The organism is Microbacterium jejuense, assembly GCF_019511665.1.
In the GTDB taxonomy this organism is placed as follows: Bacteria; Actinomycetota; Actinomycetes; order Actinomycetales; family Microbacteriaceae; genus Microbacterium; species Microbacterium jejuense_A.
The window spans coordinates 268,551-281,883 of sequence record NZ_JAEUAW010000004.1; the positions used below are offsets into that span (position 1 = coordinate 268,551).

Annotated in this window: 13 protein-coding genes; 8 read left to right on the plus strand and 5 right to left on the minus strand. The window is 71.5% G+C overall.

Going from position 1 to position 13,333, the window contains the following annotated elements; all coding sequences use genetic code 11:
- Window positions 1–42 precede the first annotated feature (42 nt).
- From JNB62_RS07135 to JNB62_RS07150, 4 genes are read left to right on the plus strand one after another with little or no spacing between them, the layout of a single operon-like run.
- A complete protein-coding gene (locus tag JNB62_RS07135; protein ID WP_220300170.1) occupies window positions 43–513 on the plus strand; it encodes an FMN-binding protein in 471 nt (156 codons plus the stop codon).
- A 2-nt stretch (window positions 514–515) separates the two neighbouring features.
- On the plus strand, window positions 516–1,415 hold the full coding sequence (locus JNB62_RS07140; RefSeq protein ID WP_220300171.1) for an FAD:protein FMN transferase: 900 nt from the start codon (window positions 516–518) through the stop codon (window positions 1,413–1,415).
- The gene (locus tag JNB62_RS07145) at window positions 1,412–1,966 is read left to right on the plus strand and encodes an MOSC domain-containing protein (RefSeq protein ID WP_220300172.1); all 555 of its coding nucleotides are present in this window, start codon (window positions 1,412–1,414) and stop codon (window positions 1,964–1,966) included. The genes JNB62_RS07140 and JNB62_RS07145 overlap by 4 nt, the downstream gene beginning before the upstream one ends.
- 5 nt (window positions 1,967–1,971) lie before the next feature.
- Window positions 1,972–3,534, plus strand: coding sequence for an FAD-dependent oxidoreductase (locus tag JNB62_RS07150; RefSeq protein WP_220300173.1), 1,563 nt, complete (start codon window positions 1,972–1,974; stop codon window positions 3,532–3,534).
- Here the strand turns inward: JNB62_RS07150 and JNB62_RS07155 are convergent.
- Both JNB62_RS07155 and JNB62_RS07160 read right to left on the minus strand, forming a co-directional pair.
- Window positions 3,521–5,047, minus strand: a complete 1,527-nt coding sequence (locus tag JNB62_RS07155; RefSeq protein ID WP_308291747.1) for a sensor histidine kinase — start codon at window positions 5,045–5,047, stop codon at window positions 3,521–3,523. The genes JNB62_RS07150 and JNB62_RS07155 overlap by 14 nt on opposite strands.
- Complete coding sequence (locus JNB62_RS07160) at window positions 5,044–5,772, minus strand: response regulator transcription factor (protein ID WP_220300174.1); 729 nt, start codon at window positions 5,770–5,772, stop codon at window positions 5,044–5,046. The genes JNB62_RS07155 and JNB62_RS07160 overlap by 4 nt, the downstream gene beginning before the upstream one ends.
- A gap of 201 nt (window positions 5,773–5,973) precedes the next feature.
- On the opposite strand from JNB62_RS07160, the gene JNB62_RS07165 reads away from it, so the two are divergent.
- Window positions 5,974–7,449, plus strand: a complete 1,476-nt coding sequence (locus JNB62_RS07165; RefSeq protein ID WP_220300175.1) for an ABC transporter permease — start codon at window positions 5,974–5,976, stop codon at window positions 7,447–7,449.
- Window positions 7,450–7,521: 72 nt separating this feature from the next.
- Complete coding sequence (locus JNB62_RS07170) at window positions 7,522–8,247, plus strand: ABC transporter ATP-binding protein (protein ID WP_220300295.1); 726 nt, start codon at window positions 7,522–7,524, stop codon at window positions 8,245–8,247.
- A 20-nt stretch (window positions 8,248–8,267) separates the two neighbouring features.
- Here the strand turns inward: JNB62_RS07170 and JNB62_RS07175 are convergent, their stop codons facing one another.
- A complete protein-coding gene (locus JNB62_RS07175; protein WP_220300176.1) occupies window positions 8,268–9,257 on the minus strand; it encodes an SDR family oxidoreductase in 990 nt (329 codons plus the stop codon).
- Window positions 9,258–9,368: 111 nt separating this feature from the next.
- Here JNB62_RS07175 and JNB62_RS07180 point away from each other — a divergent pair, with 111 nt between their 5' ends.
- Complete coding sequence (locus JNB62_RS07180) at window positions 9,369–10,685, plus strand: FAD-binding oxidoreductase (protein ID WP_220300177.1); 1,317 nt, start codon at window positions 9,369–9,371, stop codon at window positions 10,683–10,685.
- Window positions 10,686–10,721: 36 nt separating this feature from the next.
- Here the strand turns inward: JNB62_RS07180 and gndA are convergent, their stop codons facing one another.
- The gene (gene gndA / locus JNB62_RS07185; protein ID WP_308291751.1) at window positions 10,722–12,149 is read right to left on the minus strand and encodes an NADP-dependent phosphogluconate dehydrogenase; all 1,428 of its coding nucleotides are present in this window, start codon (window positions 12,147–12,149) and stop codon (window positions 10,722–10,724) included.
- Between the two features lie 309 nt (window positions 12,150–12,458).
- Here gndA and JNB62_RS07190 point away from each other — a divergent pair, with 309 nt between their 5' ends.
- Entirely contained in the window at window positions 12,459–12,968 is a 510-nt protein-coding gene (locus JNB62_RS07190) for a gluconokinase (protein WP_374450538.1), read from the plus strand.
- Here JNB62_RS07190 and JNB62_RS19395 read toward each other — a convergent pair.
- Window positions 12,953–13,075, minus strand: coding sequence for a hypothetical protein (locus JNB62_RS19395; protein ID WP_262985912.1), 123 nt, complete (start codon window positions 13,073–13,075; stop codon window positions 12,953–12,955). The two genes, JNB62_RS07190 and JNB62_RS19395, sit on opposite strands and share 16 nt — an antisense overlap.
- Between the last annotated feature and the right edge of the window lie 258 nt (window positions 13,076–13,333).

The following is a 13,333-nucleotide window of genomic DNA, read 5'->3' on the forward strand; positions in this document are numbered from 1 at the left end:
CGCATACATCCCGCCCTCAGCTCACGAGCCAGGAGGACCGTCATGATCCGCACCGCACTCGCTCCACGTCCCGTCCGCGCCGGCGCCGCGCTCACCGCCGCGGCCGGCATCGCCCTGCTGGCAGGCTGCGCGCCGGCCGCGTCCGAGGCGGAGGAGCCCTCGACCGGCTCCACGTCGACCGACAGCCCGCCGACCGACGGCACGACGAGCACCGGCTCGTACGCCGACGGCACGTACACCGCCGACGGCACGTACACGACGCCCGAGTCGGTCGAGACGATCTCGGTCACCGTCACGCTGGAGGACGACGTGATCACCGACGTCGAGGTCACCGGCGACCCGCAGAAGCGGGAGTCCGAGGAGTACCAGGGCAAGTTCATCGGCGGCATCGCCGCGGTGGTCGTGGGGCAGGACATCGACGAGATCCAGGTGAGCCGCGTCGCCGGATCGTCGCTCACGAGCGGCGGCTTCAACGACGCCATCGAGAAGATCAAGTCCGAGGCGGCGGCCTGACGATGACCGCGGCGTCCGTGTCGTGGCGCTTCGAGGCCATCGGCACGACGTGGGAGATCGTCACCGACGCGCCGCTCCCACCCGACGCCCGCGAGGCGGTGTGCGCGACCGTCGACGCGTTCGACCGCACCTGGTCGCGGTTCCGGCCCGACTCGGCCGTCAGCGTGCTCGGCCGCGACGGCGGCTCGATGCCCGCGCCGCCCGATGCGGCCGCGATGCTCGATGCGCTGTCTGCGCTGGCGGCGGCGACCGGGGGAGCCGTGAACCCGCTGGTCGGGGCATCCCTCGATTCCCTCGGCTACGACGCGGCGTACTCGCTCCGTGATCGCGGGGCGCAGCCGGCGCCGGCCCACTGGCGCGAGCTGCTGACATGGCAGGACGGCGTCCTCTCGCTCGCCGAGCCCGCGACGATCGATGTCGGGGCGCTCGGCAAGGGGCGCCTGGTCGACCTCGTTCTGGCGGTCGTGACGGCGGCGATGCCGGGTGACGTCGTCGTCGACGCGAGCGGCGACCTGGCGGCGCGCGGGCGACCCCAGCGCATCGGGCTGGAGCATCCGTTCGACCCGCGTCGCGCGATCGGCGTGTGGGAGGTGGGGGATGCCGCACTGTGCGCGTCCGCGGTCAACCGGCGTGCGTGGCCGTCGGCGACCGGCACCGCGCTGCACCACGTGCTCGACGCCCGGACCGGGGAGCCGGTGCGCACGGTCGCGGCGACATGGGCGGTCGCCGCCGACGCGATGACCGCGGACGCGGTCGCCACGGCGCTGTTCTTCGACGGCGGACCCCGTCTCGCGCACGAGTGGGGCGTCGAGTGGGTGCGCATGACGACAGACGGCACCGTGGAGTGGTCGCCGGGATGCCGCGCCGACCTGTTCCTCCGAGCAGATAGCGTGGAACCGTGACCGAGTCTCTCCCCGGACACGTCGTCGCGGTCTCGAGCGACGACGCGCATCGCTTCACCAAGCCCACGCGCGACAGCATCACCCTCATCGCCGGGATCGGCGTCGAAGGCGATGCCCACGCCGGCGTCACCGTCCAGCACCTGTCGCGTGTGAAGCGCGACCCCGAGGCGCCGAACCTGCGCCAGGTGCACCTGATCCACGCCGAGCTCTTCGACCAGATGGCCGAACGCGGCCACGTCGTCACGCCCGGCGCGCTCGGCGAGAACATCACGACCGCCGGTGTCGACCTGCTGGGCCTCGCCCGCGGCACGCGGCTGGAGATCGGCGGCGATGCGGTCATCGAGATCACCGGCCTGCGCAACCCGTGCGCACAGATCAACGGGGTTTCGGAGGGGCTCATGAAGGAACTCGTGTTCGTGGACGACACCGGCCAGACCGTGCGCCTCGCGGGCGTCATGTCGGTGGTCCTCGCCGGCGGCACGGTGCGCGCAGGCGACGGCATCCGCGTCATCCCGCCGGCCGGCGACCACCAGCCCCTGCAGCCGGTGTGACGCCCATGGGAAACCTCACCGCCGTCTGGAACCGCGTCTACGCGGTGCTCGGCCGCCTGTCGATGTACCGCCTCGTGTACTTCGCGCTCGCGGCGCTCGCCGTCGTGGCGCTGCTGCTGTCGTTCTTCGACCTCGTCGCCCCCGACCCCCTGCAGCTCGTCGTGACGCTCGCGGTGCTGGCGGCCGTGTGCGTGGGAGTGGATGCCGCCGCCCAGCGTGTGCTGAGCCTCCCCTGGCGCCTGGAGTCCTCGCTCATCACGGCGCACATCCTGCTGTTCGTGCTGGGTCCCACGCTCGAGCTCGCGGGCCTTGCCGGCATCGCGATCGCCGCGGCCGTCGCGTCGCTCTCGAAGTACGTGCTGGCGTGGCGCGGGCGGCACATCTTCAACCCCGCCGCCGTGGGCGCCACCGCGCTGACGCTGCTGAGCCTGGCGTGGCCTGAGCTGGGAGCGTCGTCGTGGTGGGTCGGCACGCCCGCGCTCGCGGCGCCGGTGATCCTCCTCGGGCTCGCCGTGCTCGTGCGCACCGAGAAGGTACGCGTGATCGCGGTGTTCCTCGTGATCGCCGTCGCCGTGTTCGTGCTGCGCACGGCCGCGCTGCTCTCGGCGGCAGGCGCGACGGTCGACGCGTGGCAGCTGCTGTCGATCGCCCTGTTCAGCTCGCCGTTCCTGTTCCTCGGCGCCTTCATGCTGTCGGAGCCGCTGACGCTGCCGCCGCGCCGGTGGCAGCAGTTCACCGTGGCCGCGGTCGTCGGCGTGCTGGTCGGCTGGCCCATCCCGCTCGGAGAGGTCACGCTCGGCCAGGAGCGCGCGCTCCTTATCGGCAACCTCGTCGCCTTCGCGTTCGCCGTGCGCACCGCCGTGCGCCTCACCCTCGTGTCGCGTGCCCAGCCGACTCCGACGGTGCAAGAGCTCACGTTCCGCGTGCACGACCGGCTCGTCTTCCTGCCCGGCCAGTACCTCGAGCTGGAGGTGCCGCACCGCCACCCCGACGCGCGCGGCACGCGCCGGGAGTTCAGCATCGCCTCTGCGCCCGCTGATCTTCCGCTCCTCAAGGTCGCGTTCAAAGAGGGCAAGAGCGCGAAGGCGCTCAGCTCCTACAAGCAGGCGCTCGCACAGGTGCAGCCCGGCGATGCGCTCGCGATCACCGGCGTGTGGGGCGACTTCCTGCTGCCCAAGCGCGACGCGGCGCCGATCCTCATGGTCGCGGCGGGCATCGGCGTGACACCCTTCGTGTCGCAGCTGCGCCAGGCGACCGCGTCGGCCGCCGATCGCGACATCGTGCTGGTGTACGTCGCGTCGGATGCCTCGGAGCTGGCCTATCGCGACGAGATCGAGGCCTCGGGGGCTCGGGTCGTCGTGTTCACGCGCGATCGGCCGGCCGACCTGCCGCCGCACTGGGAGTGGGCGCAGGGCGTACGGCTCGACGCCGACGGTCTGCTGCGCGTCGTGCCCGACATCGGATCGCGGCACGCCTACATCTCAGGCCCCGCGGCGCTGATCGCCGACCTCGCACCCGCCCTGGAGCGTGCACGGTCGATCACGACCGACGCCTTCAGCGGCTACTGACCTCGTCGGCCCTCGGGTCGGCCGGCTTCGCGGGCAGACGGACTTCGAACGTCGTGTCGCCGGGCGTGCTGCGGACCTGGATGCTGCCGCCGTGCGCGTCGACGATGGCCCGTGCGATCGAGAGCCCGAGGCCGGTGCCTCCGGTCTGACGCGCACGCGACCGGTCGCCGCGGGCGAAGCGCTCGAACAGCTCGTCCTTGATGGCCGGATCCACCCCGGGCCCGTCGTCGTGGACGGTGAGCACCGCGTCGTCGCCGTCACGTCCGACGCGCACGGTCACGACCGTGCCGGCCGGCGTGTGCGTGCGCGCGTTCGCGAGCAGGTTCGTGATGACCTGCTGCATGCGCCCGGCATCGCCGGCGATCGTCACCGGCTCGTCGCCGAGGTCGAGCACCCACTCGTGGTCGGGGCCGGTCGTGCGCACGTCGCCGACGGCGTCGATCGCGAGGCGGGTGAGGTCGACGCTGCCGTACACGAGCTCCTGGCCCTCGTCGAGGCGTGCGAGCAGCAGCAGATCCTCCACGAGCGAGGTCATCCTCAGCGACTGGGCCTGGATGCGCTCCAGCGACGCCTCGGTGGTGTCGATCGTCGCAGAGGCGTGGTCGCGGCCGAGCGCCTTGAGCGACAGCTCGGAGTACCCGCGGATCGAGGCGAGCGGCGTGCGCAGCTCGTGACTCGCATCGGCCACGAAGGCCCGCATGCGCTCCTCGTTGCGCTGCCGGGCGGCGAGGGATTCGTCGACGTGGTCGAGCAGGCTGTTGAGGGCGGCGCCGACGCGGCCGACCTCGGTGCGCGGATCGGCTTCGGTACCGGGGACGCGCTCCGCGATCGTCACGTCGCCCTGGTCGAGCTTGAGGTTCGACACGCGGGCGGCAGTGTCGGCGACGGCGCGCAGCGGTGCGAGCCCGGCACGGATTGTCCACGCGGTCGCGACGGAGAGGAGGATCAGTCCGCCGACCGTGAGCAGCACGATCGTGGTGAGCATGCGGGTCATGGTCGCGGCGACGTCGTCGCGCGAGAGGCCGACGAGAGCCACCACCGACCCGCCCGACGACAGCGGTTCGACGCGGTACGTGCCGAGGCCGTCGATCGTGACGACGAGCTGCCCGTGCTGTCCGCGCAGGCTGCTGCTGATCTGCTCCATCTGCGCGTCGTCCAGCGCGACGACACCGTCGGAGGTCATGACCGCCGCGTTGGCGTCGTTCGGCGCCACGTCGATCGCGAGGAAGAACCCCGGAAGCTGGGGCTGCTCTGTCAGCACCTGCTCGGCGGTCATGCCGCTGACCCCGGGCGCCGAGAGCATCACGGCGGCGCGACGCGCGGCGGACTGGACATTCTCGTTCAGCTGCTGCTCGAGAACGCCGGCGAGGATCGCGCTGGTCGCCACCGCGACGAGCACGAGGATGAACGACGTGATGGAAACGACCGTCGCGATCAGCTTGCGCTGCAGCGTCCACGGTCGCCGCGCCGCCCGCCGCGGCTTCGTCGCGACCTTCGTCGCATCCTCCGTCACTGCGGCGCCTTGATCATGTATCCGACGCCGCGGACGGTGTGGATGAGCGGCTCGTGGCCGGCGTCGATCTTCTTGCGCAGGTACGAGATGTACAGCTCGACCACGCTGGAGCGACCGCCGAAGTCGTAGTTCCACACGCGATCGAGGATCTGCGCCTTCGAGACGACGCGGCGCTGGTTGCGCATGAGGTAGCGCAGCAGCTCGAACTCGGTGGCGGTCAGCTCGATCTCGGTTCCGGCGCGCTCCACCTCATGGCTGTCCTCGTTGAGGCTGAGGTCGGCGACGCGCAGGATCGGCTCGGCGCCCGCGGCGTGCGCGGTTCCCGCCCGGCGCATGAGGCCGCGCAGCCGCGCCACGACCTCTTCGAGGCTGAACGGCTTCGTCACGTAGTCGTCGCCGCCCGCGGTGAGCCCCGCGACGCGGTCGGTCACGGCATCCTTCGCGGTGAGGAACAGCACCGGCACGTCGTCGCCCGACTGACGCAGCCGCTGCAGCACGGCCATCCCGTCGAGGTCGGGCATCATGATGTCCAGCACCATGGCGTCGGGTGCGAACTCGCGGGCGGTCTGCAGCGCCTCGAATCCCGAGCCGGCCGTCTTCACGTCCCAGCCCTCCATGCGCAGCGCCATCGACAGCAGGTCGGTGAGCATCTGCTCGTCGTCCACCACGAGCACGCGGAGGTTGGAGCCGTCGGGACGCAGGAGGGCGGGGGCGGGGTTCGTCATGCGTCCATTGTGAACGGCTTCCTATGCGGTTGCTATGGAGCCGGCTATGGGCCCGCTGTGAAAGACGGACGGCGCGAGAACGAGGGATGCCGGCGTTCATACGTTCCTCATAGCTCGCGCTGGCGGCACACATGAGTCGTCTTCGTAGCGTCCTGACGACGGCCGGCATCCTGCCTGCCGGGAGGAGACCCGAAGACAGCAATGTATATGACCTACCTGCGGCGGGAGCTTGCCGGCCGCAAGAAGCAGACGATCATCGTGGCCGCGGGACTCGCGATCGCGATCGCGCTCGTCATGATCGTGAACTCCCTCGCCGCGGGCGTGAGTGACGCCCAGGCCAAGGCGCTCGAATCCGTCTACGGCGTCGGCACCGATCTGACGGTGTCGGGCGCGCAGGCCGAGCCCGGCCAGGGCGGAGGACCGCGCTTCGAGTTCGGCCAGGACGGCGGCGAGACCTCCGACGACGGCACCACCGAGCTCAGCCAGTCCCGTCTGGTGACCGAGCCGATGCGCTCGACCCTCGACGCGTCGGTGCTCGACACCGTGACCGGGGTGGACGGCGTGGACGCGGCATCCGCGGCTCTCAGCCTGACCAACATGACGTTCTCGGGCGAGCTGCCGCAGCGCCCGACCGACGGAGGAAGCGGGGCGACCGACAACGTGCAGCCGCCCACCCAGGACCAGGACGGGGGCGGCGCGACGTTCGGCGGCGGCTCGTTCGGCGTCGACTCCTTCACGGTGCTCGGCATCGACCCGTCCGCGGACGCCGTCGGTCCGCTGTCGGCCGTCGAGGTCACCGATGGACGCGGCCTCGACGCCGACGACGCCGGCACGTACAACGCCGTGCTCGACGCCACGTACGCGACCACGGCGGAGCTCGCCGTGGGTGACAGCATCGACATCGGCGGGCAGGCCTTCACCGTCGTCGGACTCGTCGGGTCGACCTCGGATGAGGCCGACACCGCGTCGAACGCGTACATCCCGCTCGATGTCGCCCAGGACCTCTCGGGCGCGGGCGAGGTGATCTCGACCGTGTATGTGCAGGCGGACTCCGCCGACGCGATCTCGTCGGTGCAGGCCGCGCTCGAGTCCGAGCTGCCCGACGCCACCGTCAGCTCGCAGTCCGACCTCGCGTCGACCGTGTCGGGCTCGCTCTCCAGTGCGACCTCGCTCATCACGAACCTCGGGACATGGCTGTCGCTCATCGTGCTGGCGGTCGCCCTCGTGCTGGCGGTGCTCTTCACGATCTCGGGCGTGTCGCGACGCACCCGGGAGTTCGGCACGCTCAAGGCGATCGGATGGTCCAACGGCCGCGTCGTCGGGCAGGTCGCGGGAGAGTCCGTCGTACAGGGTCTCATCGGCGGCGTCTTCGGCCTCGTGATCGGCTTCGCCGGCATCCTCGCGATCAACCTCATCTCGCCGACGATCTCGGCGGCGCCCTCGTCCGAGTCGTTCGGCGACGGCGGTCCGCAGATGGGCGGCCCCGGCGGGGGAGGCGGCTTCATGGGCGCCGTCCAGCAGACCACGACCGACATCGTGCTGAACGCGCCGGTGACGGTGTGGGTCGTCGTCGCCGCTGTCGGCATCGCGGTCCTCGGCGGACTCGTCGCCGGCGCCTTCGGCGGCTGGCGCGCCGCGCGGCTCAGCCCCGCCGAAGCGCTCCGATCGGTCGGCTGAGCAGCGATGACCGACCTGACGCGCCGCGATGCGGCATCCACTTCACCCACTCCAGAACCGGGAGAGAACGCCATGACCATGACCGACATCGAGCCGGTTCCGGCTCCCGAAGCCGCGCCCGGCGCGCTGTACCGCCTCGAAGGCGTCACCCGCACGTACACCCAGAAGGGCCGCATCGTGAAGGCGCTCGCCGGGGTCGATCTCGAGATCGAGGCGGGCGACTTCGTCACGATCCAAGGGCCCACCGGCGGCGGCAAGTCGACACTGCTCCAGCTGCTCGGCGCGCTCGACCGGCCCACGACCGGTGCCGTGCACCTCGGTGACCTCGACATCGCGACGGCGAACAACCGGAAGCTCGGCCGCATCCGCGCGCACGAGATCGGCTTCGTGTTCCAGGGGTTCAACCTCATCCCCACCCTGACCGCGCACGAGAACGTCGACATGGCGCTCGAGCCGCTCGGTCTCGCGAAGGCCGAGCGGACGACCCGCGTGACCGAGGCGCTCGCGCACGTCGGACTCGCCGAGCGCGGTGACCACCGACCCGGCGAGCTGTCGGGCGGTCAGCAGCAGCGCGTCGCGATCGCGCGGGCGATCGTGAAGCGGCCCCGCGTGCTGCTGGCCGACGAGCCGACCGGCAACCTCGACGAGAGCATGCGCGACGAGATCCTCGCGGTGCTACAGAAGCTCAACGACGAGGGGCTCACGCTCATCGTCGTGACGCACGACTCGGCGGTCGCCCGCCGCGCCCGTCGTCGCCTGCGGCTCGACAAGGGCACGGTGCGCGACATCACGCGCTGAGCCGGAGTCCGGGCCGCCGGTCAGCCGGCCGACCGCGCGAAGGCCGCGATGCGATCGAACAGCGCATCGCGGTCTTCGTCGATCTGCTGCGCCTCGGGATGTGAGTCGTAGTACGCGAGGATGCGGCGCGCGCCCTCGTCGAACGTGATGGTGGTGCGGAACTCCGGCACCAGCTGCTGCACCTTCGACACGTCGAACACCATCGAGTGGGCCTTGTCGCCGATGAGCGTCGGACCGAGGTCGGGTGCGAATGCGGCGATCGTGTCGGAGGCGACGTGGACGAGATCGGGGGATGCCACACCCGCCGCGTCGGCCAGCCACCCGTAGATCTGATTCCAGGTCGGGGCGTGCGTGCCGGTGATCGTGAACGCCTCGCCGATCGCCGCCGGGTTGCCGAGCAGGCCCGTGAAGGCGACGGCGAAGTCGTCGCAGTGCGTGATCGTCCACAGGCTCGTGCCGTCGCCGTGGACGATGACCGGGCGGCCCTCGCGCATGCGGGCGATGTCGGTCCAGTGGCCCATCGTCGGCAGCAGCCGCTCGTCGTACGTGTGGGACGGCCGGATGATCGTCACGGGCAGACCGCGTTCGCGGTGAGCAGCCACGAGGACGTCCTCGCACGCGATCTTGTCGCGCGAGTACTGCCAGAACGGGTTGCGCAGCGGCGTCGACTCGGTCACGGGCAGGCGTCGCGGCGGCTTCTCGTAGGCCGAGGCGGAGCTGATGAACACGTATTGCCCGGTGCGGCCCTCGAACAGCTCGAGGTCGGTCGCGATGTGCTCGGGCGTGAACGCCAGGAACTCGGCCACGACGTCGAAGCGGGCGTCGCCCAGGGCCGCCCGCACCGCCGAGGCGTCGCGGATGTCGGCCTGCACGACCCGCACCTCGGGCGGCAGCGGCCGCCCCGCGCTGCCGCGATTGAGGACGGTCACGTCGTGCCCGAGGGCGACGGAGCGGCGCACGCAGGCTGCGCTGATGGTGCCGGTGCCGCCGATGTAGAGGATGCTCGTCACGCTGGCGAGCCTAGCCGTCGCGGGCGGCGCCGGGGCGATCCGGGCCTTCCGCGGCTCGCGGTGAGCGAACACGGTGGAGCGATGTCGGCGCCCGGTCCTACTGTGGCCCCCATGAGCATCGACGAGTCGAACGTCAGCACTGCCGTCATCCGTCCGGGCGATCCCGACTGGGAGTCCGCCCGCAGATTCCACTCCGGCATCGGGGAGCCCGCCGCCGTCATCCGCGCCGCCACCGTCGACGACGTGCGCGGCGCCCTGCGCTACGCCGCCGCCGAGCGGCTCGAGGTCATGATCCGCGGCGGCGGTCACAGCGCCTGGGGAGGCGTGCCCGGCGGTCTCACGCTCGACCTCTCCGCCCTCGACGACATCTCGGTCGACGGCACCCGCGTCCGCGTCGGCGGCGGCGCGCAGTGGGGCGCCGTGGCCCACGAACTCGCCGCACACGGTCTCGGGCTGAGCTCGGGAGACACCGCGTCGGTCGGTGTCGGCGGCCTCACCCTGGGCGGCGGCATCGGCTGGATGGTGCGCGCGTGGGGTCTGGCGGCCGACCAGCTCGTGGGCGCCCAGCTCGTGACCGCGACCGGCGACGTCGTCGAGGTCACCGACGCGTCGCATCCCGAGTTGATGTGGGCGCTGCGCGGCGGCGGCGGCAACTTCGGCGTGGTGACGCGCTTCGACTTCGAGGCGCACCCGCTGGCGGGCGTCGTGGTCGGCGTATACGGCATCGAGGGGGATGCACGGCCGATCCTCGGGGTCTTGCGCGACGTGCTCGCCGACGCGCCCCGCGAGCTGACGGTGACCTACATGGACGTGCCGCCGATGGACCCCAACGCGCCTGCCGGCGCATCGATCACGGCGGTCTGGGCCGGCACCGACGAGGACGCCGCTCGTGCGGCGCTCGCGCCGCTGGCCGGCGCTCCCGGGGTGACCGAGCGCGAGTTCGGGCCTCAGGACTACCCGGACGTGCTGATGGAGGCGCCGGAGTTCGACCCGGAACGACCGATGCCGGGCTTCGTGGGCGGCAACACGCTGCTGCACGTGCTCGACGACGAAGCGATCGAGCGGCTCGTCGGCTTCCGCGCGCAGAACCCCGCGTCGGTCGTGCTGCTGCGTTCGCTCGGCGGCGCGTTCGGCGATGTGGCTCAAGACGCGACGCCGTTCCCGGCCCGCGACGCGACGTGGTTCGCGATGGCGGGAGCCTTCGACGTGCCGGGCATGCTCGACGACGACGCGCGCGAGGCCGCGGTGCAGGCGTGGGCCGCCATCGAGGCGAAGGGCGCCGGCGTCTACGGCAACTTCATCGCTTCGGCCGATCCCAGCGTCGCCGCACGCATGTACCCGCCCGCGACGATGGCGCGACTGGCCGCTGTCAAGCGGGAGTGGGACCCGGGCAACATCTTCTGCCGCAACCACAACGTGCAGCCCTGAACAGGGCTGCACGTGGTGGTTGCGGCTCGGCGCGCGTCAGTGCGTGTCTTCGGCCTCGACCTCGGTGCGGTCGGCCGACCACAGCGTGTGGAAGGTGCCTTCCTTGTCGATGCGCTTGTAGGTGTGCGCACCGAAGAAGTCGCGCTGGCCCTGGATGAGGGCGGCGGGCAGGCGCTCGGCGCGCAGGCCGTCGTAGTAGGCGAGCGACGACGAGAACGCGGGCGACGGGATGCCGACCTTCGCCGAGGTCGCGACGACCTCACGCCAGGCGTCCTGCGCGCGGGCGAACACGTCGACGAAGAACGGCGCCGTGAGCAGGACCGGCAGGTCGGGGGTCTCGGCGTAGGCGTCGGTGATGCGGTTGAGGAAGCGGGCGCGGATGATGCAGCCGCCGCGCCAGATCGACGCGATCTTGCCCAGGTCGATGTTCCAGCCGTACTCGGCGGCTCCGGCGCGGATCTCGTCGAAGCCCTGCGAGTAGGCGACGATCTTCGACGCGTAGAGCGCGAGGCGCACCTGCTCGATGAAAGCGTCGGCATCCTCGGCCGTGAAGCCTTCGTCGGGGCCCGGCAGATCGCGCGAGATCTCGCGCTGCTCTGGGTGCGACGACAGCGAGCGGGCGAAGGTCGCCTCGGCGATGCCCGACACCGGCACACCGAGCGACAGCGCGGTCTGCACGGTCCAGGCGCCCGTGCCCTTGGCGCCGGCCTGGTCGAGGATCACGTCGACGAGCGGCTTGCCCGTCTCGGCGTCGACCTGGCGCAGCACCTCGGCCGTGATCTCGATGAGGTACGACTCCAGTTCGCCGCGGTTCCACTCGGCGAAGACCTCGGCGATCTCGGCGGGCGACTTGCCCGTGCCGCGGCGGATGAGGTCGTAGGCCTCGGCGATGAGCTGCATGTCGGCGTACTCGATGCCGTTGTGCACCATCTTGACGAAGTGGCCGGCGCCGTCGTGGCCGACGTGCGTGACGCACGGCTCGCCCTCGGCGATCGCGGCGATGGAGCGCAGGATCGGGCCGAGCGTCACCCACGACTCGTCCGAGCCGCCGGGCATGAGCGACGGGCCGAGCAGCGCACCCTCCTCACCGCCCGAGACGCCCATGCCGACGAAGTTGACGCCGGTCTCGCGGACGGCCTTCTCACGACGGATCGTGTCGGTGAACAGCGCGTTGCCGCCGTCGACGATGATGTCGCCCGGCTCGAAGACCTCCAGCAGCGAGTCGATGACCGCGTCCGTCGGGCCGCCGGCCTTGACCATGATGATCGCGGTGCGCGGCTTCTGCAGCGACGCGGCGAACTCCTCGTACGAGAACGCCGGGACGAAGCCGGCCTCCGGGTGCTCGGCGACCAGCTCGTCCGTCTTGGCGCGGCTGCGGTTGTAGACCGCGACCGTGTTGCCCTCACGGGAGGCGAGGTTGCGGGCGAGGTTGGATCCCATCACCGCGAGACCCACCACGCCGATGTTCGCGGCGGCCGCCGCGGCCTCGCCGTCGGGACCCTCGGCCGCCGGCGCGGGACGGGGGACGTCCTCCGGTGCCGGCGCCCCCTCGTGCGCCGTCGTCGCCTCGTCCGGCGCCTGGTCCTGGTCGGTCGAGATGTTCGTCTGGGCCTGCTCGCCGGCGGGCGAGGAGTCGTTCGAGGACACGCTTGCTCCTGAGATCGTGGGACTTCATCCAGCCTAGAGTCTTGCCGATGCGTGTTACACCGTGTGGCCGGCTGGTCACACCGCGACGGGCCTCGTCGTGAGCCGGCCGTCGGATAGCGTGGGCGCGTGACGACGGCATCCCGAATCGTGGTGATGGGCCCCGCGGGCTCCGGCAAATCGCTCATCGGCGCCGAGCTGGCGGCGCGGCTCGGTCTGCCCTTCGTCGACGCCGACGACCTGCATCCCGCCGCGAACGTCGCCAAGATGGCCGCCGGCACGCCGCTGGACGACGACGATCGGATGCCGTGGCTCGATGTCGTCGGCGCCGTGCTGCGCGACCATGCCGACGGTGCGGTCGTCGCGTGCTCCGCGCTCGCGCGCCGTTACCGGGATCGCATCCGCGCGATCGCGCCGGACGCCTGGTTCGTGGAGCTCCGGGTCGACCGGGGAGAGCTCGCGCGCCGCATGACGACGCGCGACCATTTCATGCCGTCGACGCTGCTGGATTCGCAGCTCGACGCGCTGGAGCATCTGGGAGCGGACGAGGCGGGTGCCGCCGTCGTCAACGACGGCGAGCCGGCAGTCGTGGTCGAGAGGATCCGTGCGGCCCTCGTCGGACCTCAGTCCTTGCGGTAGGCGTCGCGGCCGAGGCCCCAGAACGCGAGGACCATCCCGACGCCGCCGACCAGGGTGATCGCGCCGATCAGCCAGAGCAGGGCGTGAGACCAGAAGCCGTAATCCATGGGTCCTCCGTGAGAGCGGCGCGGATGGTGCGTTCCTCATCGTAGCGGGGGCGCTGGTAGACTCGTGTCGAACTTCGGCGAGGGGTGCCTCGCGCCTGCCGTTCGCGGCGGGATGCGGCATCCGTGATCGACGCGGTGGAGCCGGCCCCTGGGGCTTTCCTCACGCGCGCGCGTTCGAGTCGAAAAGGCAGAACTGCCGCCCTCATACCCGGGCCCGCTCCGCGCAGGCCAGCAGAAAGGGGCCATGCGCCCCGCAAG